The 20067-nt window shown below is 53.7% G+C and carries 14 protein-coding genes; 5 read left to right on the top strand and 9 right to left on the bottom strand.

What is annotated here, in order from left to right; translation table 11 throughout:
* Positions 1 to 35: 35 nt before the first annotated feature.
* A complete protein-coding gene (locus NF683_RS03330; RefSeq protein WP_253921247.1) occupies positions 36 to 701 on the top strand; it encodes a fumarylacetoacetate hydrolase family protein in 666 nt (221 codons plus the stop codon).
* Between the two features lie 118 nt (positions 702 to 819).
* Here NF683_RS03330 and speA read toward each other — a convergent pair whose 3' ends face one another.
* Positions 820 to 2739, bottom strand: a complete 1920-nt coding sequence (gene speA / locus NF683_RS03325; protein WP_089039835.1) for a biosynthetic arginine decarboxylase — start codon at positions 2737 to 2739, stop codon at positions 820 to 822.
* On the bottom strand, positions 2739 to 3695 hold the full coding sequence (locus NF683_RS03320; protein ID WP_089040948.1) for a homoserine kinase: 957 nt from the start codon (positions 3693 to 3695) through the stop codon (positions 2739 to 2741). Before NF683_RS03320 ends, speA begins: the two co-directional genes overlap by 1 nt.
* Positions 3696 to 3868: 173 nt before the next feature.
* Between NF683_RS03320 and polA the strand changes: the two genes are divergently transcribed.
* The gene (gene polA, locus NF683_RS03315) at positions 3869 to 6643 is read left to right on the top strand and encodes a DNA polymerase I (RefSeq protein ID WP_253921246.1); all 2775 of its coding nucleotides are present in this window, start codon (positions 3869 to 3871) and stop codon (positions 6641 to 6643) included.
* Positions 6644 to 6807: 164 nt separating this feature from the next.
* Here the strand turns inward: polA and NF683_RS03310 are convergent, their stop codons facing one another.
* Complete coding sequence (locus tag NF683_RS03310) at positions 6808 to 7833, bottom strand: Fe(3+) ABC transporter substrate-binding protein (RefSeq protein WP_253921245.1); 1026 nt, start codon at positions 7831 to 7833, stop codon at positions 6808 to 6810.
* Between the two features lie 224 nt (positions 7834 to 8057).
* Between NF683_RS03310 and NF683_RS03305 the strand changes: the two genes are divergently transcribed.
* Positions 8058 to 9155 (top strand): ABC transporter ATP-binding protein, encoded by a 1098-nt coding sequence (locus NF683_RS03305; protein WP_089039832.1) that lies wholly within the window; start codon positions 8058 to 8060, stop codon positions 9153 to 9155.
* A gap of 31 nt (positions 9156 to 9186) precedes the next feature.
* Here NF683_RS03305 and NF683_RS03300 read toward each other — a convergent pair whose 3' ends face one another.
* The 4 genes from NF683_RS03300 to dctP all read right to left on the bottom strand — a co-directional run bounded on the left by NF683_RS03300 (position 9187) and on the right by dctP (position 14050).
* Positions 9187 to 10887, bottom strand: a complete 1701-nt coding sequence (locus tag NF683_RS03300) for an ABC transporter permease (RefSeq protein ID WP_089039831.1) — start codon at positions 10885 to 10887, stop codon at positions 9187 to 9189.
* A gap of 166 nt (positions 10888 to 11053) precedes the next feature.
* Positions 11054 to 12385, bottom strand: a complete 1332-nt coding sequence (locus NF683_RS03295; RefSeq protein ID WP_038478243.1) for a TRAP transporter large permease — start codon at positions 12383 to 12385, stop codon at positions 11054 to 11056.
* A complete protein-coding gene (locus NF683_RS03290) occupies positions 12382 to 12885 on the bottom strand; it encodes a TRAP transporter small permease subunit (protein WP_038478240.1) in 504 nt (167 codons plus the stop codon). The genes NF683_RS03295 and NF683_RS03290 overlap by 4 nt, the downstream gene beginning before the upstream one ends.
* A 61-nt stretch (positions 12886 to 12946) precedes the next feature.
* The gene (gene dctP, locus NF683_RS03285; protein ID WP_089039830.1) at positions 12947 to 14050 is read right to left on the bottom strand and encodes a TRAP transporter substrate-binding protein DctP; all 1104 of its coding nucleotides are present in this window, start codon (positions 14048 to 14050) and stop codon (positions 12947 to 12949) included.
* A gap of 332 nt (positions 14051 to 14382) precedes the next feature.
* Between dctP and NF683_RS03280 the strand changes: the two genes are divergently transcribed.
* Positions 14383 to 16569: a tRNA(Met) cytidine acetyltransferase TmcA gene (locus tag NF683_RS03280; protein WP_253921244.1), complete on the top strand. Its 2187-nt coding sequence runs from the start codon at positions 14383 to 14385 to the stop codon at positions 16567 to 16569.
* A 32-nt stretch (positions 16570 to 16601) separates the two neighbouring features.
* The gene (locus NF683_RS03275) at positions 16602 to 18065 is read left to right on the top strand and encodes an aminoacyl-histidine dipeptidase (RefSeq protein WP_253921243.1); all 1464 of its coding nucleotides are present in this window, start codon (positions 16602 to 16604) and stop codon (positions 18063 to 18065) included.
* Between the two features lie 96 nt (positions 18066 to 18161).
* On the opposite strand, the gene NF683_RS03270 is transcribed toward NF683_RS03275, so the two are convergent.
* Positions 18162 to 18638: a Dps family protein gene (locus tag NF683_RS03270; protein ID WP_009724882.1), complete on the bottom strand. Its 477-nt coding sequence runs from the start codon at positions 18636 to 18638 to the stop codon at positions 18162 to 18164.
* Positions 18639 to 18920: 282 nt separating this feature from the next.
* Positions 18921 to 20051 carry a glycerate kinase gene (locus NF683_RS03265; protein ID WP_253921242.1) on the bottom strand — a complete coding sequence of 377 codons (1131 nt, stop codon included), beginning with the start codon at positions 20049 to 20051 and terminating at the stop codon, positions 18921 to 18923.
* Between the last annotated feature and the right edge of the window lie 16 nt (positions 20052 to 20067).

Here is a 20067-nt window from a genome sequence, read left to right as displayed (position 1 = left end):
ATGCGGCACGCATAATGAGAAGGAGAGGACCCGCCATGCGTTTTGTTCCACAGTTTACCGATGGTCAGGAGTTTCCCCACGCGTTGGGCAAAATCGTCTGCGTTGGCCGCAACTATGCCGACCATGCCAAGGAGCTGGATAATCCGGTTCCTAGTGAGCCTCTGTTATTTATGAAGCCCGCCACCAGTGTGGTGGACTTGACTAAACCCCTTGATCCGCCGTTTTCACGGGGCGATATACATTATGAAGCCGAGCTTGCGCTTTTGGTGGGGGAGACCCTGACCCACGCGACCCAGGATGAAGCTGAGCGTGCCATTGTGGGCATTGGCCTAGCGATGGATTTAACGCTGCGTGATGTGCAAACCAAGCTGAAAGAGAAGGGGCACCCGTGGGAAATAGCAAAAGCATTTGATGGTGCTTGCCCACTATCGCCGTTTTTGCCGCTAAGCCGCGTTCCCAATTGGAATGCGTTGGTGTTCACCCTTGAGATTGATGGTGAAGAGCGTCAACACGGAGAAGGCGCCGATATGATCTTCGCGATCCCGACGTTGGTGGCGGAGATGAGTCGTCACTTCACGCTAGAGCCGGGTGACGTTATTTTGACAGGTACACCTGCCGGCGTCGGCGAATTGCCCCGTGGAGCTTCGCTGCGTTTAACGTTGACCGGTGGACTAGAAATCACCACTAGCGTAGTAGAGTAGTTGGATGGCGATAATGCTAAAACCAACACTAGCTAAGCGTTAGCCGTTATGCGAAAAGCCACTGACATCGTCAGTGGCTTTTTCATTGGCCTATTCTAAAAGCACGATTCTAAAAGCACTATTCTAAATAGGTGTAGCCATCCAGGCCTTCGCTCAGGCTAGCGGCAAACTTTGCCTGCTCTTGGGTCGAAAAGCCGCTAGTGATCAGTTGCTCGGTGAGCTTTTGCTTAAGCACTCGAGCATCAAAATTCACGTAGGCTAAAACATCGGCCACCGTATCGCCTGCCTGTAGGTTAGACAGGACCCACTCGCCATCTTTACCCAGTGCGGCATCGACTGAGTCGGTATCGCCGAATAGGTTGTGCAAGTCGCCAAGAATTTCCTGATAGGCACCTACCAGGAAGAAGCCTAGCCAACGTTCGTCATCGCTTGCCCACTCGGGTAACGGTAGTGTGCTCTCCACGCCTTGGCCATCCACGTAACTATCAATGCGGCCATCTGAATCGCAGGTGATATCTTGAATGACTGCGCGACGAGTGGGGGGCTGGTCTAGCCCGCTCAACGGCAGGACAGGGAATATCTGTTCGATCCCCCAGACGTCAGGCACCGACTGGAATAATGAGAAATTGACGAACAGCTTATCGGCTAGCTTTTCAGCCAGTTCGTCCATAATTTCCCGGTGCGCGCGATTACGGGTATCAAGCTGGCCGCGTAGGCGAGCACAGGCTGCCATATAAAGCCGTTCACCTTCGGCACGGGCATTGATATCACTTAAGCCCATTACGAAACGGTCTTGCAGCTCACTAACCGCTTGCAGAAGGTCATGCCAAGCTTCCACCAAGACACGGGGCTCCTGGCTTTCGGCTAACTGCTCAAAAACCCGCCACAGGGCTTCCACCTGGAGGTCTTCCTGAGAAGAGCGCTCTGGAGGCGAATCATTAACGCGCTCTTCGCCAATCACGTTGGTGATCAACACGGCATGATGAGCCGTTAGCGCACGGCCTGACTCACTGATCAGATGAGGCTGGGGAAGGTCAGCCTCCTGACACAGCTGCGCAAAGGCGCTAACCACGTTACGTGCATACTCCTGCATGGAGTAGTTGGCTGAGCAGTAGCTACGTGAGCGAGTACCTTCGTAGTCGATTCCTAGACCGCCACCCACATCGACGGTATCAATCGGTGCCCCTAGGCTCACCAAGTTTTGGTAAAAACGGGCGCATTCCCGCAGACCGCGCTGAATGTCGCGAATATTGGCAATTTGCGAGCCGAGATGAAAGTGCACTAACTGTAGGCTTTCTAACGCATTTTGAGCGCGTAAGGTCGCGACTACGTCAAGAATTTGGCTGGCAGTCAGACCAAACTTTGACTTCTCGCCGCCGGTGTTTTGCCATTTACCTTTACCCACTGAGGCAAGCCGTGCCCGCAAACCAATACGCGGGGTGACTTCCAACTCACGCGCCTCTTCTAATATAAGTTCCAGCTCAGACAGCTTCTCAACGACCAGGTAAACGCGATGCCCCAGCTTTTCACCCAGCAGCGCTAGGCGAACGTACTCGCGGTCTTTATAACCATTGCAGACGATCAGCGAGGAGCCGCCATCCGACAGCGCCAGCACTGCCAGCAGCTCCGGTTTACTGCCTGCTTCTAAGCCTACGCGACCATTGCCACGCTCGGAGGTGGCGAGGATCTCTTCCACCACGCGGCGCTGCTGATTCACTTTGATCGGATAAACGGCTGTGTAGCCGCCCTGATAGTCGATGTCCTGCATCGCGACATCAAACGCACCGCACAGCTGTTCTACGCGGTCGTGCAGAATGTCGCTAAACCTTACCAGTACCGGCAACCGCAGACCCGCAGTCTGCAACTGACGCACAAGCCCGCTAAGCGGCAATGCTGGGCCTTCTGCGTCGCTACCTAGCGGACGAACCAAGGCTTGCCCGTGGTCGTCCACATCAAAGTAGCCACTGCCCCATTGGTCAATATTCCATGTGCGTCGGGCGCGTAAGGCCTGGGCGCTGGTGGTCACCGATTCGATCATCAAGAAACCTCTGGGAGCGGTAGTGCGCCAAATGCAATGCGCGCTTTTAAAATGGTTCGGAAACGCTCAGGGTCATGAGGCGTTAGGTCATGGGCAGGTGGGTCAACATAGACGACCAGCAGGCGCGATAGCCAATATCGCAACGCTGTCATGCGCAACATGGCTGGCCATAGTTCACGCTCATCAGCGGTGAGAGGGCGACGTGCTTGGTAAGCGCTCAGAATGGCTTCATAACGCTCAGCATTCAGCGAGCCATCCTCATTGGTTGCCCAGTCGTTAATGACGATGGCGAGATCAAATAGCAAATCGCCGGTGCAACCGTTATAAAAATCGATAATACCGCCTAGTTGGTCGCCCTCAAACAGCGTGTTATCACGGAATAAGTCGCCGTGAAGCGCTCCTTGCGGTAGCTCGCCGTGTTGGCTAAAGGCACCTTCGAAGTCATCGACTTCATTTTTCATCAGTGTTTGGTCGTCAGGGCTGATATACGTCAGCACCTTGTGATGCACTGCCCGCAGCCAGTGAAGGTCGCGCGGGTTTGGCCGATGGCCAGGAAAACGCTGGGAGACAACATGCAAGTGCCCCAACGTATTGCCCAGCGCTTGGCATTGGGCAAGGTTGGGGGCGCTAGGATGCTTGCCTGGTAGGCGTGGAAACAGTAAAGCAGGCTTACCTGCCAAACTGTGTAGCGCAATCCCTTCGCGGTCGTGAATAGTACCGGGCACCGGCAAACGGTGCTCATCCAGATAATCCAACAACTCGACAAAAAACGGCAGCTCTTCATGTTCGCCCTGTTCAAACAGGGTTAACACCAGCTCACGACGATCGGTGGTCACAAAAAACGTCGAGTTTTCTGTGCCACCGGCAACGCCTTGTAGCGAAACGAAGCTGCCGACATCAAACTTTTCCAAAAACGCGGCGACCTGAACGTCGCTCAGCGGGGTAAATACAGCCATGAGAATCTCGCCCAGGTTGCTAAGCCCATTATTGTAGCGGCTTGCAGGGTCAGTTGGCAGCGTTGTGTGAGTTTGAAATGCGTTATTCGTAGCGGTTGTTTCTGCAGCCATTGCCGTGAACGCGTATCATAGCTAATAGACTTCTTACTGTGTTGCTAACAATGGAATTGGTTATGGCCCGTGCCCCAATCGTGCTTGTCGATGGCTCATCGTACCTATATCGCGCTTTTCACGCGCTGCCACCGTTAACGACCTCCAACGGCCAGCCTACGGGGGCCGTGAAAGGCGTATTAAATATGCTCAAGCGGTTGATCAAAGACTACCCGGAAAGCCCAATGGCGGTGGTGTTTGATGCACCAGGAAAAACCTTTCGCGATGAGATGTACAGCGACTACAAAGCTCATCGGCCGCCCATGCCGGATGACCTGCGCAGCCAAATTAAGCCGCTGCACGCTTGTGTAAAAGCGCTAGGCTTACCGCTGCTGTGCATTGAAGGTGTCGAAGCCGACGATGTGATTGGTACCCTGGCTCATCATGCCACCCAGGCTGGCCGTGATGCGGTGATCTCGACTGGCGATAAAGATATGGCGCAGTTGGTGAATGACCACATCACATTGGTCAACACCATGAAAGAAGAAACCCTCGATGAAACAGGCGTCAAAGAGAAATTTGGTCTACCGCCCTCGCTGATCATTGATTTTTTGGCATTGATGGGTGACAAGGTTGATAACATTCCCGGCGTGCCGGGGGTGGGCGAAAAGACTGCCATTGGCCTGTTGCAAGGCATGGGAGGTGGCTTAGAGACAATTTATGGCGATCTTGAGCGCGTCAAGACACTCAGCTTCCGTGGTGCGAAAACGTTACCGAAGAAGCTGGAAGAGCACCGTGACCAGGCCTTTCTCTCTTATCAGTTAGCAACCATTAAGACCGACTGCGAACTGCCCGTGGGGCTGGATGACTTGGATATTGCGCATCCCGACCGCGAGGCGCTGGTAGAACTCTATAAAGAAATGGAGTTCAAGCAGTGGTTGGCTGAGCTACTGGCAGGTAGCGACGAGGGCGTCGATGATGTAAATGGGGGCGAGCCTGCGCCTGATAACGCTGCTAGTGACGTGACTGATAGCGCCGTGACTTCCAGCCAGCGACATGACCATGTCATCGTTGAGCAAGCTGAGTTTGATGCGTGGCTAGCGCGACTGAAAAAAGCCGAGCGCTTTTGCTTCGACTTAGAAACGACCAGCCTGAATTATATGGACGCCGATATTGTCGGCGTTGGCCTGGCGCTGGAGGCCGGTGAAGCTGCTTATATTCCACTGGCCCATGACTATCTGGATGCGCCCGCTCAGCTTGATCGTCAACAGGTCCTGCAAGCATTAAAACCGCTGCTGGAAGATCCTGAAAAAACCAAAATTGGTCAGAACCTTAAGTACGATATTTCCGTGCTGGCAAACTATGATATTCGCGTGGTGGGGCCGCTTGCTGACACTATGCTAGCCTCGTACGTGTTGAATTCCACCGCCACGCGTCACGATATGGATTCGCTGGCGCTGAAGTATTTGGGCGAAAAAACCATCTCTTTCGAAGAGATCGCTGGAAAGGGGGCTAAGCAGCTCACCTTTAACCAGATCGCCTTAGAGCAAGCGGTTCCTTATGCCTGTGAAGATGTCGATATCACGCTGCGGCTGCAAGCAATACTGCGCCCTCAGGTGGAACGGGAAGGGCGTTTGGCGGACGTGTTGGATTATCTTGAGCTACCGCTGATTAACGTCTTGTCGCGGATTGAACGCAATGGCGTTGCGCTGGATGCCGAACGTCTACACGAGCAAAGCCAGCAGCTAGAGCGCCGTATTCGTGAGCTTGAAAGCGAAGCCTTCGAGTTAGCAGGTCGTGAATTTAACCTTGGTTCGCCCAAACAGCTGGGACAGATTCTGTTCGAAGAGCAGAAAATTCCGGTGATCAAGAAAACGCCCAAAGGCGCACCCTCGACCGCAGAGGCGGTGCTAGAGGAGTTGGCGCTGGATTACCCCTTGCCCAAGGTGATTATGCAGCACCGGGGGCTGGCAAAACTAAAATCCACCTATACCGATAAGCTACCGCGGCTGCTCAATAAAGCTACTGGGCGGGTGCACACCAGCTATCATCAAGCCGTTACTGCCACTGGGCGGCTGTCGTCGTCGGACCCGAATTTACAGAACATCCCTATTCGTACCGAAGAGGGACGCAAAATTCGTCAGGCATTTATTGCCCGCCCTGGCTATCGCATTGTGGCGGCAGACTACTCGCAAATTGAGCTGCGTATTATGGCGCACCTCTCCGAAGATAAAGGACTTCTGGAAGCGTTTGCGGAAGGGCGCGATATCCATACAGCGACCGCTGCCGAAGTATTTGGTACTGCGCTTGAAAAGGTCTCTGCCGACCAGCGGCGCAGCGCTAAAGCGATCAACTTTGGCCTAATTTACGGCATGAGCGCTTGGGGCCTGTCACGCCAGCTGCATATTGATCGCAATCAGGCGCAAACCTACATCGACCGCTATTTTGACCGTTATCCTGGCGTTGCTCGCTACATGGATCGTATTCGCACCCAGGCCGCAGAAGATGGCTTTGTGGAAACCGTGCTAGGGCGACGGCTGTACCTGCCAGAGATCCACTCGCAAAACCGCAATCGCCGTCAGGGTGCTGAACGCACCGCCATTAATGCGCCTATGCAGGGCACGGCAGCGGATATCATCAAGCAGGCGATGATCGATGTCGATGCTTGGCTTGCTGAAGGCGATTTTGACGCCCTCATGGTTATGCAGGTGCACGATGAGCTAGTGTTTGAGGTGGCCGATAAGCAGGTTGAGGCGTTTATTGAGCAAGTTCAGGCGCGTATGCAAGCCGCTGCCACGCTTAGCGTACCGCTGATTGTTGAAGCCGAAAGCGGCGCCAACTGGGATGAAGCTCACTAGTAACCACTAGCATGAAGCCCGCTAGGCTAAGCCCTCTAGGCTAAGTAAGGCTTAAACGGCGTTACGGGGTCGTTACCGGCACCCCAATAAAAAACACCTGCAGCTGAGCTGCAGGTGTTTTTTTAGTTAGGCTTGCGGCTCCTGAGTCCTAAGAGCCGTAGAGCTTAACGCCAGCTTACGCGATCGAAAATACGAATCGCTTCTGGGTTATTTTCACCCAAGATGCTGATGTTGATATCGTCTTTGGCGAAATCACCCCAAGATTCCAGCACCGGGTTTTTCTTGATGCCTTCCACGACGGGGAACTCGTAGTTACGGTCAGCCAGTACTTCCTGAGCTTCGTCAGAGGCTAAGAACTCCAGGAAACGAATGCCGTTTTCTGGGTTTTGCGCGTTAGCCACTAAGCCAGCGCCGCCAACGTTAATGTGGGTGCCACGATCATCCTGGTTGGGGAAAATCACCCCCACTTTGCGCGCGGCTTCGCGGTCGGCATCTTCATCGGAATGCAGCATGCGAACATAGTAATAGTGGTTTGCAACCGCTAAGTCACACTCACCGCTCGCAACGCCAAGAATCTGATCGGTATCGCCGCCTTCTGGGTCGCGCGCCATATTATTCACAACACCTTGGGCCCACTCTTCCGCACCTTCTTCGCCGTGATGCTCAATCAGTGAGGCGAGTAGCGACTGGTTATAAATGTTGTTGGAAGAGCGAATGCATACTTGGCCTTCAAACTGCGGATCGGCCAAGTCTTCATAGGAAGTGATTTGGCTGGGGTCAAAGTTCTCACGGTTGTAGAAAATAACCCGTGCGCGCTGGCTAAAGCCAAACCACAAACCTTCAGGGTGGCGCATTGATTCTGGCAGGCGCTCGTTAAGCACGTCAGAGTCTACGCTTTGAAAAAGGCCGTCCTGCTCGGCGCGCCATAGGCGGCCTGCGTCAACGGTAAGCATTACGTCAGCAGGGCTAGCAATGCCTTCACGCTGCATGCGCTCCATCAACTGGTCGGAGTCGCCTTCCAGTACATTAACTTCGATGCCGGTCTCTTCAGTGAACGCTTTGTAGAGAATCTCATCAGAGTCGTAATGGCGGGCGGAGTAAATGTTGACCTCGTTAGCGAGCGCGCTACCTGCAAAAGCAGAACCTGCCATGATGGCAGCTACGGTAGCCGTAAGACGTGCTTTTTTCATAACAAATACCCTGAATGTTTATGATAATAAGTTGCATTAGCGACGTGACGTATTGAAACGCTTCTCTTGGTTGGCGTCAAGTTAAATGCTAATGAAACGCATCTGCTGTTTAGCAAGAAACGTGCATCTCTACTCAATAGAAAATAGAATGCAAATAACTTTCAACCGTGTTCGCAGCGGCATGCATTTATCATGTCGCGGGTGGACGAGACAATGGTGAAATAATGACGGCAACAGTGTCACTTTCCGATGTGTCGGCGCCTGCATCAGCACTGTCGCTTCGTGGTATTCAGCACACGTTCGCGGCTAATAAAGTGGTGAAAGGCATTGATCTTGATATCGCTCCAGGCGAGGTTGTGTGTTTACTGGGCCCTTCTGGTTGCGGCAAAACCACACTGCTTCGGATTGCTGCGGGCTTAGAGGTCGTGCAGGAAGGCTCGGTTAGTCTTGATGGTCTATCCATTGCGGCACCCGGTAAGCGTCATGTGCCACCGGAAAAGCGCAATGTTGGTCTCGCTTTCCAAGACTCAGCCTTGTTCCCACACCTTAGCGTGCTGGAAAATGTTACCTTCGGTCTGAAAAATTTGCCCTCTAGCCAGCGCCGGGAGCGTGCGCTGGAACTGTTGGCTCAACTCGGCATGGCCGACTACGCCGAGAGCTATCCGCATATGTTGTCAGGTGGACAGCAGCAGCGCGTTGCACTGGCGCGCGCGTTGGCACCCACGCCTAAATTAATGTTGTTGGATGAACCCTTTTCGAGTCTTGATGCGCGGCTACGTGATCGCATCCGAGACGATACGCTACACGTGTTGAAAAAGCTCGGCTCAGCGACTCTGCTCGTGACCCACGATCCTGAAGAAGCCATGTTTATGGCAGACCGCATCGCACTAATGCGGGATGGCGAAATTGTGCAGACTGGCACTCCCCGTGAGCTTTATTGTGCGCCAGTGGCTCCCTTTGTGGTGACGTTTTTTGGCGAGGTGAATGAGTTAAGCGGTATTGTGAAAGGGGGCTTTGTCGCTACGCCCGTTGGGCCGGTAGATGCCAGCTGGTTGCCAGAAGGCAGTAGCGTTCAGGTGATGATTCGCCCCGAAGCGCTGCGTATCAAAGAGCGTGACTTGCCCGTCGAGTCGCATAGCCACAGCCATGTGGTCATGGCTAAGCTGCTAGGGCGTTCCAGCCTTATTCACTTATGTGCGCATGGAGAAGATGGTCAGGAAGCCCACCTTCACGCCCGTGTGCCAGGCGTGTTTTTACCCCAGGAGGGCCAGCCGATTGATATCGACTTGGACCACTCCCAGGTATTTATCTTTCCGCGTTAAGTTTTCGCTGTTCAGCGCTTGCTTGCCTCCATTACTCAGCCTGGCTACCCGGGCGCGCCCGGCGCATTGCCAAGCTGAGTAAAATCACCGGTAAGATGCCCACTACCACAATGGTCAGAGAGGCGGTTGACGCTTCAGCTAAGCGTTCATCTGAGGCGAGGCTGTGAGCGCGTACTGCCAGCGTGTCAAAGTTGAAGGGGCGCAGGATGATCGTGGCAGGCAATTCTTTCATCACATCGACAAATACCAGAATCCCGGCTGCTAGGAGACTGCTGCGCATCAGCGGCGTATGAATATGGCGCAGTGTACCGCCAGCGGTTTGGCCCAAGGTGCGGGATGCGGCATCCATGCTGGGGGTTACTTTGCCAAGGCTCGCTTCTACCGCGTTAAACGAGACGGCCAAAAAGCGTACGACATAAGCGTAAATCAAAATAAATGCTGAGCCGCTAAACACTAGACCAATGATTTTTCCGTAGTGTTCGTGAAGCCACATGTTTAGCGAGTTATCCAGCCACGCAAACGGAATCAGGATGCCTACGGCAACCACCGAGCCAGGAATGGCATAGCCCATTGCGGCGATGCGGGTGAAAAATCGTGCGCTTGGTGAATTGTTGAGCCTAACCCCGTAGCTCAGAAGTACGGCTAAGCCTACCGCAATCAATGCAGCAACGGTCGCGAGGCTCAGGCTATTCATAGCAAAGCCAATAAATCGTGTGCCGAACAAGCTATCGCCCGTTTTAATGGCCATATTGAGCAAAATGCCGCTGGGCAACAAAAAGCCGATAACAATAGGCAGCAAACACGCCAGGGTAGCCCCCATTGCATGCCAGCCACGCAGCTGATATTCCGGTAGTTGCTGATAGCGGTTAGTGGTATGGAAGTAGCGCCGTTTACCCCGCGAATAGCGCTCTAGAAGAACCAATACAATGACGAAGGTCAGCAAGCAAGCGGCTAGCTGAGCGGCAGCGACGGGTTCACCTAAGCCAAACCATGTGCGATAGATCCCCGTAGTGAAGGTATCTACTCCAAAAAACTGCACCGCGCCAAATTCGTTAAGTGTCTCCATCAATACCAGTGAAACGCCGCCGACTAATGCCGGGCGGGCGAGGGGCAACGCCACGCTGGCAAACAAGCGCCAGGGGCCACGCCCCAGGGTACGGCCTACATCTAATACACATACCGACTGCTCAAGAAAAGAAGCCCTAGCTAACAGATACACATACGGGTAAAGCACAAAGGTAATCAGGATTGCCGCGCCGCCTAGTGAGCGCACATTGGGGAAATAGTAATCGCCCACTCCCCAGTCAAACCATTCACGCAACATGCTTTGTAGCGGTCCTGCTACTTGGAAAAAGTCTGTATAGGCGTAGGCAATGACATACGTTGGTACCGCTAGGGGTAACAGTAGCGCCCATTCAAATATGCGCTTGCCTGGAAAACGGCACATCACCACCAGCCACGCAGTCCCGGCGCCTGTAATAAGAGTGCCAATGCCAACCCATAGCACCAGCCAGAACGTATTAGAGAGGTAGCGTGGTAATACGGTGCTTGCAAGGTGCTGCCAAACGCCCTCTGTCGGCACAAAAATATGGCTTAGAACCACAATAATAGGCAGGGCGACAACAAGGGCGATCAAAAAAAGCGCGATTGACCAAGGGTTGAGCGATAGTGAAATGCGTGACGCAAAACCTGAAAGCAGAGCCGATGGTGAGCGGCGAGCTGGCGTAGACACGTCGTTGTCTCCTTGGATGAGGGGCAGCTTGGCTCGTCAATGCGAAAAAATAACGGCTGCAAATAGTATCACTTGCGTTAGGCGGCTGCAGCCAACATTGTGGCTATCAAAAAAATCCCCCCGCAAGGCGGGGGGACGTTGTGCGTTTTGCATCAGTAGCTTGGTATCACTGGTAGCCCACCAGCACACTAGGTAGTCCCGTAATCAAACTAGGGAAAATAGCCATTAGTATGCAGGCGAAAAGGATGATGGCCACAAATGGCACGACGGCTTTATATAAGTCGACGATTTCGACCCCAGGTGGAGCCACCCCTTTCAAATAGAACAGCGCATAACCAAAGGGCGGCGTTAAGAAGGAGGTTTGTAACACCACCGCCACCATGACGACGAACCACAGTACATCCACGCCCATCTGCGAAATGATTGGCAGCATGATAGGGAAGCTAAGCAACACAATGCCAGTCCAATCAAGGAACATGCCGAGAATGAATACCAGGAACAGCATTAATAGCAGAGCACCAACGGTGCCGCCCGGCATGGCCAGTACAAAGTCACTGATCACGGTCATCCCGCCACCAATCGAGAATACCCCAGTGAATGCCGTGGCCCCGACGAGCACTAACATCACCATCGTCGTGGTTTTGCCAGCTTCAATCAGCGTGTTGTAACAGGTTGATAGCTTGCGGTCGCCGAAAATTAAAAACAGTAGGAAAGCGATAAAAACACCAATGGCGGATGCCTCAGTCGCTGTCGCCACACCGGTAAACAGTGCCCCTAGTACGCCGAGAATTAACGACATTGGTGGGACAACATACTTGCCCAGCATGATCAGTAGCTGTTTTGTGCTGACTTCAGCGCGCTCTTCTGCCGGAACTTTAGGGCCATAGCTAGGTTTGAGCCAGCAGATTACCAGCACGTACAGGGCATACATCACTCCCAGTATCAGGCCGGGTACTAACGCGCCAGCAAAGAGTGCGCCTACGGAGACAGGTGAGTAGCTTGCCATCAAAATCAGCATAATGCTGGGGGGAATCAAAATGCCCAGACAGCCGCTAGCCATGATGACGCCAGCACTCAGCTCTTTGTTATAGCCATACTTGAGCATTGGCACTAAGGCAATCATGCCCATAACGGCAATCGACGCGCCGACAATGCCAGTGGTCGCTGCAAGTAAGACAGAGACAACTACCACGGTAAGCGCTAGTCCACCGCGAAGGTTCGCCAGCAGCAAGCGCATGGCATCAAACATTTTTTCGGTGACGCCTGAGTCATTAAGGAAGCGCGCCATTAGAATAAACAGTGGTATCGCCACGAGTACATAGTTGTCCATGGCGTTGCCATAGACGTTGTTAATGATGATACCCAGGGTATTAATGCCCGGCCCTAAATAAGCACCAATGACCGCCATGCCACCCAATACAAAAGCAAGCGGGTGACCCATAAACAGGCCAACTAAAAGGCCGCCAAACATCACCAGCGTCAGTAGTTCTGCACTCATGCGGACGTCTCCTCACGCAGCTGCATAATGGCGCGCAGAACGATAGCAATCGCCTGCAACAAAATAAGCACAGCAGCGACTACGATAACGCCTTTCACCGGATACACCGGGATTGAGACCATTCCGTAGGTCGTTTCGCCACGACTGAACGAGCGCTCGAAAAAACGCCAACCGTAGGTCAATAACAGCCAGATGAAGGGCACAAAGAATATCAAGTAGCCGAGCAGGTCTAGTACGGCCTGCTTTTTACGTGATAGCAGGCGTTTAATAACGTCGACTTCCACGTGGGCATGGTGGCGCAATCCATAGGCGGCCATCAGCATAAAGTGGGCGCCGAACAGCATTTTGGTGACATCAAACGCCCAGTCGCTAGGGCGGCCAAAGAAGAAGCGCGACACAATGTCGTAAAGCACTATTAGAGTAATGATGGCAATTAACGGTGCAATGATGCGGCCCAGCAGCTCGTTAATTGCATCGATCGCCTTGGCAATCGCGTTCATGGAAGGTCTCCGCAGCTAAGCAATAACCGCCCCAGCAGCGCAGGGGCGGCACTTAAACGTCTTATAGGCAGGCTTCGATCTCTTCCAATGACGGCAGGTTATCCATCGTGCGGCTCATGTTGAATGGTGCAGTAACATCACGCCATGTAGCGTACTCTTGTAGATAGGTAATCATGGAGTGATAGACCTTGGCGTGGTCGGGATTCTCACAAGCGCCACGTACGATGACATCGTTGGTGATTTCCTGGATGCGCGCCAAGTCCTCTTCTGAGAACTGGTTAATGGTGACGCCCGCATCAATAAATTTCTGTGTTGCTTCGGTAGATTCACGCTCCGACCAGGAAAGTGACCAAGCCATGGTGGCTTCAGCCGCTATTTTAAGCTTAGTCTGGGTTTCTTCAGACAGGGCATCCCAAGCGTCTTTGTTAATCATAACGCCGAAAACGCTTGCCGACTGGTGCCAACCAGGTGTCGCCCAGTAGTCAGCAACTTCAGCAAAACCTGCCTTAAAATCAACGCCTGGAGTCGAGAACTCACCGGCATCAATTACGCCGCGTTCAATCGCTTGATACACTTCACCACCGGCCAGAGTGACCTGTGAACCACCTAGCTCTTCGAGTACCCGGCCCTGGTCGCGTCCCGATAGACGCAAACGCTTACCTTCAAGATCTGCGATGCTCTCAATCGGTGTGCGGCCCATGAAACCAGATTCGTTGTTGGTAATGCCGTAGGGCAAATACACCATGTTGTACTGGCCATAGATTTCTTGATAGAGCTCAAAACCGCCCCATTGTTGAATCCAGTTCAAGTAATCCACGCCGTTAAACAGGCTGGTAGTGGTGGCCAGAGGAGAGAACGCTGGGTTTAAGCCTGCCCAGTAGCCTGGCCAATCGCCAGAAGCTTGGATAGCACCGGTTTCGGTAGCGTCAAACACTTCAGTGCCAGGCATTAGCGTGCCGCCTGCACGGAAGTTAATTTGTACTTCGTCACCTGCAAGCTGGTTGACAAGCTCTACCCAGTGCTGATCAACCTTAATCAGGTCAAGGTTTTCGGGCCAGGTAGTGGTCATTGTCCACTGCTCTTGCGCTTGAGCAGTAGAGGTGAGTGCGGCGAAAGCGACACCAGCGGCGAGGCTGGTTAGTGCGAATTTAGTCATCTTTTTCATTGTATGTTTCCTGGTACTTTGGCGGTTGGCGTTATTAGTGTTTATTACCTGAAAGCAGGAAAGTGCAGTGAGTGTGGCTTACGTTTACGTAAGGTAAACGCCGCTAGGCTGCATCGCTAAGCTAGCACACTCCCCCCGCTGCAGCGCAATATCAGTAACTCAAGGAATTTAACGTCGTATAAGATGTTTCTTTGAAAAATTTAGCTCATTAAAAACAATTATTTGTATATTTTTTAGTAACTTTCTTAACCTTAGGGTTAGTTCTAAGAGCGTTGAAAATTACGCTGATCTACAACCAAAGTTGTAAACAAAAGACAATCTCAGGAGTTGCTATGCGAGCAGGCTGCCGCATTGACACACCCAACGCTGTTATTAAGCAGGCATCAGCCTTGGTTCATCATGCCGCCCGCTTGCAGCGCCGTCGTTGGCGGGCACTGGTATGGCTATATGGGGCGCCTGATAAGGCCCGCCAGCAGGCGCAACGGTTGTGGGAAGCGCAAACGTGGCAGGCACCGCTGTGGGTGGGTGCTGAGCACGAGACGCCAGTGGCGCCATGTTTACCAGCCAGTAAAGCTCGCACACGGCTAGGTGCGGAGCATCAGCTAATCGTCCTAGACGCTAGTGGTAGCCAAGGATTAGATCCAGATGCGCTAGGTGCATTAGCGGGTACCGTGAGTGCTGGCGGGTTATTGGTCGTTATCACGCCATACAACTGGGGCGAACAGCCTGATCCTGACTATGCCCGCTTTGCCGATTATCCGTGGCGTTGGGATTCGCTGAGCGCTCATTACCTTAAGCGGTTAGCGTTTCAATTAACGGGTGAGAGCACTATTGTTCGCTGGGAGGTAGACGGTAGCCTCACGCTGCCTGGGCTGTCTATTCGAGACTCGCGTGCGGCTCCGTTTGACGACGCAGACTGTTTGACGGCTGACCAAGCTCGTGCAGTGAATGCGCTAGTAAAACTAAAGCGTCGTCGGCCATTGGTTATTACCGCGGATCGTGGGCGGGGTAAAAGCGCCGCATTGGGCATTGCTTGTGCTCGCCTGCTACAAAAAAGCGTGACGCAACTGGTGGTGACGGCACCTCGACTCAGTTCAGTGGAAAGCTTGTTTGCGCGCGTGGTAGCGCTATGCCCGGAAGGTCAACGCCTCAGCTCAGCGCGGTTTGAACTGCCGAGCGGTAGCTCGCTGTGTTTCCTTGCGCCTGATGCGCTTAACGAACAGGTTGATCAGGCAAGACTCGGCGGTAGCGGCAGCTATTTACTCGTCGACGAGGCAGCGGCCATTCCTGCGGCAATGTTAGCTCACTGGCTTGCTGCCTTTCCACGTATCGCGTTTGCAACTACTGTGCATGGCTATGAAGGCTCTGGGCGCGGTTTTACACTACGCTTTCGCGAGGTGCTCAATCGAACCGCTCCTCAATGGCGAGAGTTACCGTTAGATGCCCCTGTTCGCTGGTCAGTGGGAGATCCTTTAGAAGCGACTATCCAAACGTTGCTACTGCTCAACGCTCCGTTGCCTGAGGCACACGCCAGTACTCATTGCCAGACGGCCTCTATGCTGTTGACTCAGGCGCAGTTAGCCGAGCAGCGTGAGTTGTTAGCGAAGCTGTTTGGCTTGCTGGTGCAGTCCCACTATCGCACCACGCCTAGTGATTTACGCCAACTGTTAGATGGCCCTAGTACCGCCATTCGCACAGTCATCGCAGCACAAGAGCCCCAGGCCGTTTTGGTGACCCGTGAAGAGGGCGGCTTTAATGCCGCACTTGCTGAGCAAGTGGCACGCGGCGAGCGACGCCCTCAAGGCCATCTACTGGCCCAGTCGTTGGCGGCTCACAGTGGCAGCCGTGAGGCGTTAACCTCGCGCTGGCGGCGGGTAGCGCGCATTGCTACTCATCCAGAGCGGCGGCGTGAAGGGTTAGGGCGCAAGTTGTTAGAAGAGGATATAGCTAACGCTAGCCAGCAGGGTATCGCGCTTTACGGGGCTACCTTTGGTGCCGAAGCATCGTTGCTGCGTTTTTGGCTGGCGCTCGGGTTTACGCCTGTTCGTTTAGGCATCACCCGAGAAACGGCTACCGGCGAGTACGCCATTATGGTGGCGCGCGCGCTGACCAGCGAAGGGCAAGCCGTGCTAGCGTCGCTGGGTGATACCTTTGCGGCCTCATTGATAACGCTATTGGCCTTTGAATTAGCGACACTGCCCGCACCGATCGTCGCGTTACTGTTGCCGTCCTTGCCTCGTTTGCCGCTTAGCACCGCTGAGCTTCAGGCGGTGGACGATGTGGCGTATGCGCACCGCGACCCTGCCTTGGCAAGGACGGCGCTTCAGGCGCTGGCCAGAGAGGCTAGCCATTGGTCATTAGAGCAAGAGGCGCGCATCGCCCACCAGCAGTTGATTACCTGGGCCTTCCAAAACCAGCCGTTAGCAAAGGCACACGGTGAGTCAGTGCGGCTGATTCGCCGCGCGACTCAACAAATTATTGAGCAGCGCACGCTTTTCCCCAGTAGCCCGGAGGGGTAAAGTAAACTGGTTATCGATAATGAAGAGTTTCCATGAACGCACATCTAGAAGCCCTCGAGCCACGTTTAGTGTGGCAGCACTTTCGCACACTATGTAATACGCCGCGTCCCTCTGGTCATGAGGCCGCGCTGGTGGCGACGTTGGAGGCCTGGGCCGATTCCCAGGGGCTACCCCACGACCGTGATGAGTTTGGCAACTTGCGCATTTGTAAGCCAGCCACGCCCGGCTGTGAAAGCGCGCCAGGCATCGTGCTGCAGGGCCATCTAGATATGGTGGCGCAAGCTAACGCAGGCCACGACCACGATTTTACCCGCGACCCTATTCAGACGTATGAAAAAGACGGTTGGCTCTTTGCTGATGGCACCACACTAGGTGCTGATAATGGCCTTGGTGTCGCCGCTATTCTGGCCGTATTGGAAGACCCAGAGCTTACACATGGCCCGTTAGAAGCACTGTTTACGCTAGAGGAAGAGACCTCTATGGGGGGCGCGCTCAATCTTGCTGAAAATTGGTTGGAAGGGTCATTGCTGCTCAATTTAGACAGTGAAGATCGCGGCCAAGTTTATATCGGCTGCGCCGGAGGCGCTGATGTCGTAGTGAATGCGCAGCTCCCCAGCACGGCGATGCAAGACCATGAGCAAGTGATTTCGCTGGCGCTGACGGGGCTAAAAGGCGGCCACTCGGGGATGGATATTGATAAACCCCTGGGCAATGCGAACCGTCTGCTAGTCCGCGTACTGTGGGCATTGGAATCCTTTGGTGCGCGACTGGTTAATTACCATGGCGGCACACTGCGTAATGCCATCCCTCGCGAAGCGTTTGCGCAAATTGCCCTGCCTGCGGATGAGCTGGACGCCGCGCTGGCGATGGTGAAAACGCTTGCTGGTACGCTAAAAGCTGAATTGGGCAGTGGCGATAGCAATATGACGCTTACTGCTGAGCGCGTGGAGCTGGCTGACGCTGAACCACTAACGCGGGACGCCAGTGCGATGCTGCTGGCTGCGCTGCATGCGGCCCCCTGTGGGGTCGAACGCATGAGTGCTGATGTACCGGGGGTAGTGGAAACTTCGAACAATTTAGGTGTATTAAGCGTCGAAAACGGACGTTTCCATCTTTGTGCACTGGTGCGTTCACTGCATGACAGTGCCACTGACGCGATGGCGGGACGTTTTCAGGCGCTGTTTGGCCTGATGGGCGCTAGGGTAAAAGTGGAAAATGGCTATCCAGGTTGGGTGCCTAATCCACAAAGCCCCTTGCTGGCTACCTTTAACACTCGGCATGCTGCATTAATGGGCCGTGAACCCGAGGTCAAGGTGATTCATGCAGGCCTTGAATGTGGCATCCTGGGAAGTAAATACCCACAGTTAGACATGATTTCGTTTGGCCCGCTGATTCGTGGAGCGCATTCGCCAGCCGAGCGAGTGGAAATTGCCTCGGTGGCGGAGTTCTGGGAGATGCTACGCGATTTCATTGAAACCTTGGCGAACTCTCGTTAGACAAATCGCCATAAAAAAACGGCACCCGTATAGGGTGCCGTTTTGGTTAGTGCCTACCCACTGTCTACGTTAGCCATCAGCGAGGTAAGCCTCGTATTATTTGCTCAAGTAAGCGTTGAGCATCCATACGGTTTTTTCCTGCTCGCGAATATAGTCGCCGGCTTGTGCTGCGGTGCCTTCATCGTCAGCGTCTGACGCAATTGCCAGCAATTCCCGCTGTAATTCAATCAATGTTTGATAACCGGTGAGTACGCCTTTTACGCAGGTTTGACCATCATGAACATCTTTATCTTCTTCAATACGCGAAATTTTTACATAGTCGCTATACGCATGAATAGGCTTGTGGCCTAACGTCAAAATACGCTCTGCCACTTCATCTACTTTGGTAAGTAAGTCGGTATAAAACTCTTCAAATTTTGCGTGTAGCTCAAAGAAGTCGCTACCTCGAACGTTCCAGTGGTAGCCACGAACGTTCATATAGAAAATCTGATAATTGGCCAGCAGGTGATTAAGTTTCTCGGCGAGTTGGCTTGCGCTGCCTTCGTGTAAGCCAATGCTATTTGTATCACTCATGTAGTGCTCCTCCATGGTTGCAACCGCTCTGAAAACAGTACGGTCATCAAATCGTTCGATTTAGCTTAAGACGCTTAGTGAGCGTTGCAAAACAAGTTTTTTGCATCGCGGCAATAGCGTCATACCATTACCTTGGCGGTGAGCTGGCGACGGCTGACTCATCGCTTACGCAACGTAGTACAGCACTGAGATGCCGTCGAATGTGTGCCTAATAAAAGAGATGTAGGCGCCTAGGGTGTTTTTCAAGGGGCATATTTTTCACGCGTTGGCTGGCTGGTCCGTTTATCGAGCGAGCCAAAGCCTTGCAATGCTCTCACAGCGGTCAGCGAGTAGCTCTGCGGTGCGTGGTAAAGCATCTTCAAGTGTCATCGGGCCGTCGGCAAGGGCAAACGCAGCGGTAACGCCTTCTTCTAGGCAGGCCTGCCACCCTTCACCCAGGCTACCGGCCAGTACGATGACCGGCTTGCCGTGGCGTTTGGCGGTACGGGCAACGCCAATAGGCGTTTTACCCGAAAGGCTTTGGCCATCTAGGCGACCTTCTCCGGTAATCACTACGTCAATATCAGGAAGCAGGCTGGGTAGCTTGGCCTGCTGCATCATTATCTCAATGCCGGGCGTGAGAGTGGCGTTCAGAAAGCTGCGAGCGGCAAATCCCATACCACCCGCAGCCCCCGCGCCGGCTAATTCTTTTTCATCGCGACCCAGTACCTGGGCGCTTAGCTCGGCAAAATGGCCAATAGCGCAATCAAGCGTGGCAATATCGTCAGGTGATGCGCCTTTTTGCGGGCCAAAGACAGCGCTCGCCCCACGTGATCCTAGCAGCGGGTTATCTACATCCACGGCGGCTTCAACTGCTAAGCTGTTTAAACGAGGGTCTAGCGTGGAAAGGTCTAGTGTTGCAAGCTGCTGGAGTGCTGCGCCACCGGGGGGAAGCGAGTTACCGTGCTTATCTAATAACTTGGCTCCCAGTGCTTGGAGCATGCCTGCGCCTGCGTCGTTGGTGGCACTGCCACCTAAAAAGAGCAGCGCCTTCGTGGCACCAGCATCAAGCGCTGCGTGAAATAACTCTCCGACGCCGTAAGTGGTGGTATGCAGGGCATTACGTTGATGAGGGGATAGATGCTGCAGCCCACTGGCTTCTGCTAGTTCGATAAACGCGGTACGCTGCTCGCTAAGCCAGCCCCAGGATGCTTGGCGCGGCCGCCCCAAGGCATCTTGTACCGTCAGTTGACGTCGCTCGGCATGGGTGGCAGCTATAAGCGCATCCAAGCTGCCTTCGCCGCCATCAGCAAGCGGGCAAAGGTGGATCGTGGCGGTTGGCGAAGCCCGTTGAATACCGTCTGCCATGGCGCTTGCTGCTTGTTCAGCGCTAAGCGCATCTTTAAAACTATCGGGGCAAAGCAGAACATTCATCGCACAACCTCCCTAA

The sequence above is a fragment of the Halomonas sp. MS1 genome (genome assembly GCF_024182575.1).
Taxonomy (GTDB): domain Bacteria; phylum Pseudomonadota; class Gammaproteobacteria; order Pseudomonadales; family Halomonadaceae; genus Vreelandella.
The sequence above is the reverse complement of the archived record's forward strand: the minus strand, read 5'-3'. Positions and strand labels throughout refer to the sequence as shown.

Excerpts from the sequence above, each read along its gene's own strand:
- NF683_RS03310 (WP_253921245.1), bottom strand. The coding sequence starts at position 7,833 with ATGAAAAAAGCACGTCTTACGGCTACCGTAGCTGCCATCATGGCAGGT.
- NF683_RS03330 (WP_253921247.1), top strand. The coding sequence starts at position 36 with ATGCGTTTTGTTCCACAGTTTACCGATGGTCAGGAGTTTCCCCACGCG.
- NF683_RS03305 (WP_089039832.1), top strand. The coding sequence starts at position 8,058 with ATGACGGCAACAGTGTCACTTTCCGATGTGTCGGCGCCTGCATCAGCA.
- speA (WP_089039835.1), bottom strand. The coding sequence starts at position 2,739 with ATGATCGAATCGGTGACCACCAGCGCCCAGGCCTTACGCGCCCGACGC.
- NF683_RS03295 (WP_038478243.1), bottom strand. The coding sequence starts at position 12,385 with ATGAGTGCAGAACTACTGACGCTGGTGATGTTTGGCGGCCTTTTAGTT.
- NF683_RS03265 (WP_253921242.1), bottom strand. The coding sequence starts at position 20,051 with ATGAATGTTCTGCTTTGCCCCGATAGTTTTAAAGATGCGCTTAGCGCT.
- NF683_RS03290 (WP_038478240.1), bottom strand. The coding sequence starts at position 12,885 with ATGAACGCGATTGCCAAGGCGATCGATGCAATTAACGAGCTGCTGGGC.
- NF683_RS03280 (WP_253921244.1), top strand. The coding sequence starts at position 14,383 with ATGCGAGCAGGCTGCCGCATTGACACACCCAACGCTGTTATTAAGCAG.
- NF683_RS03320 (WP_089040948.1), bottom strand. The coding sequence starts at position 3,695 with ATGGCTGTATTTACCCCGCTGAGCGACGTTCAGGTCGCCGCGTTTTTG.
- polA (WP_253921246.1), top strand. The coding sequence starts at position 3,869 with ATGGCCCGTGCCCCAATCGTGCTTGTCGATGGCTCATCGTACCTATAT.
- NF683_RS03275 (WP_253921243.1), top strand. The coding sequence starts at position 16,602 with ATGAACGCACATCTAGAAGCCCTCGAGCCACGTTTAGTGTGGCAGCAC.
- dctP (WP_089039830.1), bottom strand. The coding sequence starts at position 14,050 with ATGAAAAAGATGACTAAATTCGCACTAACCAGCCTCGCCGCTGGTGTC.
- NF683_RS03270 (WP_009724882.1), bottom strand. The coding sequence starts at position 18,638 with ATGAGTGATACAAATAGCATTGGCTTACACGAAGGCAGCGCAAGCCAA.